Raw genomic sequence first — 3,197 nt, forward strand, 5'->3', positions numbered from 1 at the left:
AGCAGCAGGCGAGATGACACTTTTAAGTGGTATCATTCTTCTTATAAGCTTCGGTATTGGTGTTACAATGCTTATAAGCTCCAAGAAGGTTGTAAAAGATGTAGTAAGTGGACTTAAACAACTTAGTACAGGTGACCTTTCTGCAACTTTCGAAGAAAAGAATGTAAACCGTAAAGATGAATTCGGTGATATCGTTCGTAGTGCAGACGGACTTAAGAATAAGCTTACAGATGTAATATCAACAACTCTTTCACTTTCAGGTAAGGTTACACAGTCAGGTGAGTCACTTTCAACATCTGCTCAGACTGCTTCACATGTATCCAGTCAGGTAGCTGAAGCTGTAGGCGATATCAGCAAGGGTGCTGTATCACAGGCTGAAAGCGTAGAAACATCTGCAACTAATACAAATGAAATGGGTGATAGCATCGATGATATCGGTGTAAGCGTAGAAGATCTCTCAAACGCAACAAGTCAGATGCTTGATGCAGCAAGAAGAACTGTAAATGCTCTTGATAGTCTCATGGAACAGAACAAGACTGTTATGTCTTCAATGATGGATATAGATGCTCAGGTTAAGGCTACTAATAATGCTGTCAAGAAGATAGCAGATGCATCACATTCTATCACAGAGATCTCAAGCCAGACTAACCTTCTGTCTCTTAACGCTTCTATAGAAGCTGCAAGAGCAGGCGACTATGGTAAGGGATTTGGAGTAGTTGCTAATGAAATAGGACTTCTTGCACAGCAGTCCAATACAGCTGCTTCTACTATCAATGAGATCGTAGAAGATCTTGTATCTGACTCTACTAAGAGTATGGAGATCATAGAAGAGCTTAATGCTGCCTTTGAAGAGCAGAACAATCAGCTTAACGGTACAAAGTCTGATATGGACGGCGTTGTATCAAACGTTAACAACGTAGAGCACAATACCCAGACTATTTCCGACAAGGTTCAGATGCTTAATTCTTCCAAGGCTCAGCTTGTAGACCTTATCGCAGAGCTTTCTGCTATATCACAGCAGAATGCCGCCTCTACAGAAGAGACCAACGCTTCTATGGAAGAACTTAATGCAACATTTGCACTTATCAGTAACTCAGCAACAGATCTTAAGGAACTTGCTGACTCTCTCAATAAGAAAGTCAACTTCTTCCAGCTTGCTACAGAGTAATTTATAGCTGCAAAACCCGCATTCCGTATGTTAAACGGATGCGGGTTTTTTATTTGTCAAAAGGAAAAGCTTTTATCTTTGATAAAGGTTATGTCTGTTATAAGATCTCTTACTTCTCTCTTACAGATGGACATACTTTCAATCTCGTATCTTCCTCTTTTGGAAGGTCTTTCATCTGCTATAAGTTTTTGTTTTGAACTTACTTTTTTGAGCAGGATCCTGGAATTTGTAATCGTTACTCTTTGTATAGGTGAATAGTCTTCGCCCAGTATAAGGACAGGGTTTTCTGCCGTCATATTCAGATTATCAATATTTATATCATGGATAATGCCGGGAATCCTATCTACTCCTTCTCTTTGCGCAGAGCTCATAAATACAGGGTCCCCTTCACCCCACCAGCTGTATATTCCTTCATTTCTTATACTGCTGTCTGAATAGTTCCTGACACTTCCAACAATATGATGGACAACAATATTATAAATATCTCCGCCATCTCTTGACCATATACCTATTCCGCGAATACAGTCTCTTATAATACAGTCAGAAATAATAATATCGTGTATATCGCCATAAGTCTCAGTCCCTATCTTTATAGCGCTGCAGCTTGTAGAAAGTATGCAGTTATTTACTATTATATCCTTGGATTCTCCATACTTATTATACATTGGGGCGGTTGACTTAATGACAACCGAGTCATCTCCTGATGTAATCTTACATCCGCTTATAATAACATCGCTACAACAGTCAGGATCTATACCATCTGTATTAGGAGCTCTCCTATTATTGTCTATTACAATATTTTCAATCCTGACCTTCCTGCAGCCTGCCATATGAAGGGTCCAAAAGGCCGCATCATAAAAAGTCACATCCTTGATCACAAGATTTTCTATATCTTCAAGAAAACTAAGTCTTGGCCTAAATCCTCTTACATTAAGAGGACATTCATGCTCAGCTTCCAAAGGTTCATCGTCATAAAAGACTTCTCTTCCCTGCCCGTCTATTACTCCCATTCCCTGAATAGTTATATTACGTTCATGGCAGGCAAATAAAAAGCATCCGCCTTCCCATCCTGTATCAGCATTATCATCGACAAAATCTTTGGAAAAATCTATCATGTCCTCTTCATCAAGGCTTGATCTAAGAACAGCTCCCTTATCAAGATACAGTTCAACATTGGATAAAAGGCGCAAAGACCCTGACAGAAATATTCCGGAAGGAATATAAACCCGACCTCCTGTTATACTACAGTCATTTATTGCTGCCTGTATAGCTTTGGTACACTTTGTTGTTCCATCGCCTACAGCATTGTAATCAAGAATGTTATAGATCATCGTATATGAAAAGCTCCTTTCCCTCCATATCAGTTTCTATCCTTACTCCCTTATCAAGTTCAAAAATCTCCTTACCATCTATAAAACCATATGCCTTATCTTTGGTCCTCTCAAGCCTGTAGACATGTCCCATAAGATGCTGTTCGTAATAACCTTCTTCCTTTTTGATACAGCTCCAGATGAGTCTATCCTTTTTATAGCATACCCCATACATTCTGCTTATATATTCAAGTACCGAAAGCATGGCCGGCCCATAAGCATCCTGTTTTCCTTCAACTCCATCAAGTGAAGGTTTCATGGTAAAAGGATCATACTGCTGAACAAATATACAATCTTCACCTATAGCTTCAAAAAGCTTTCTTCCAAGAACCTGAATAAGACCATAATAACCGTAGTATTCAAGCGCCTCAATAGCCCTTTGATAGGTAAGTGCCTGAGGCTGGCCGCTCCAGTTATTCACATCATAATTTCTATACATGCTGTCATTTACGGCAACAGATGGAAGCGGCATCATAGTCCAGAATTCCTTTTCGTTTAACAGATGTCTTTTTACAAATCTGTCAGCCCTTTCCCTGTCCATACTGTGCCAGTACATCATTCTAAGATTATTATGGGTCAGGACGTCCATCATTTGATGATTCTTATCTCTGTCAAAAAAGGCTTCTCTTTCCTTATTCCAGAAATTATCAATAAGCCTT

Annotated in this window: 3 protein-coding genes; 1 reads left to right on the forward strand and 2 read right to left on the reverse strand. The window is 39.4% G+C overall.

Annotated elements, in window-relative coordinates; all coding sequences use genetic code 11:
• Positions 1-1,168: methyl-accepting chemotaxis protein (locus K6G87_RS14305; RefSeq protein ID WP_296838699.1), on the forward strand; the 1,168-nt coding region annotated here is incomplete at its 5' end.
• Positions 1,169-1,224: 56 nt separating this feature from the next.
• Here K6G87_RS14305 and K6G87_RS14310 read toward each other — a convergent pair.
• Both K6G87_RS14310 and K6G87_RS14315 read right to left on the reverse strand, forming a co-directional pair.
• Complete coding sequence (locus K6G87_RS14310; protein WP_296838700.1) at positions 1,225-2,499, reverse strand: glycoside hydrolase family 28 protein; 1,275 nt, start codon at positions 2,497-2,499, stop codon at positions 1,225-1,227.
• Positions 2,489-3,197, reverse strand: a 709-nt coding sequence (locus K6G87_RS14315) for an MGH1-like glycoside hydrolase domain-containing protein (protein ID WP_330669876.1), incomplete at its 5' end; no start/stop codon positions are given. The genes K6G87_RS14315 and K6G87_RS14310, both read right to left, overlap by 11 nt.

The organism is Butyrivibrio sp., from assembly GCF_024699075.1.

What these genes read in the sequence shown, in the direction of transcription:
- K6G87_RS14310 (WP_296838700.1), bottom strand. Translation starts at nt 2,499, where the DNA reads ATGATCTATAACATTCTTGATTACAATGCTGTAGGCGATGGAACAACA.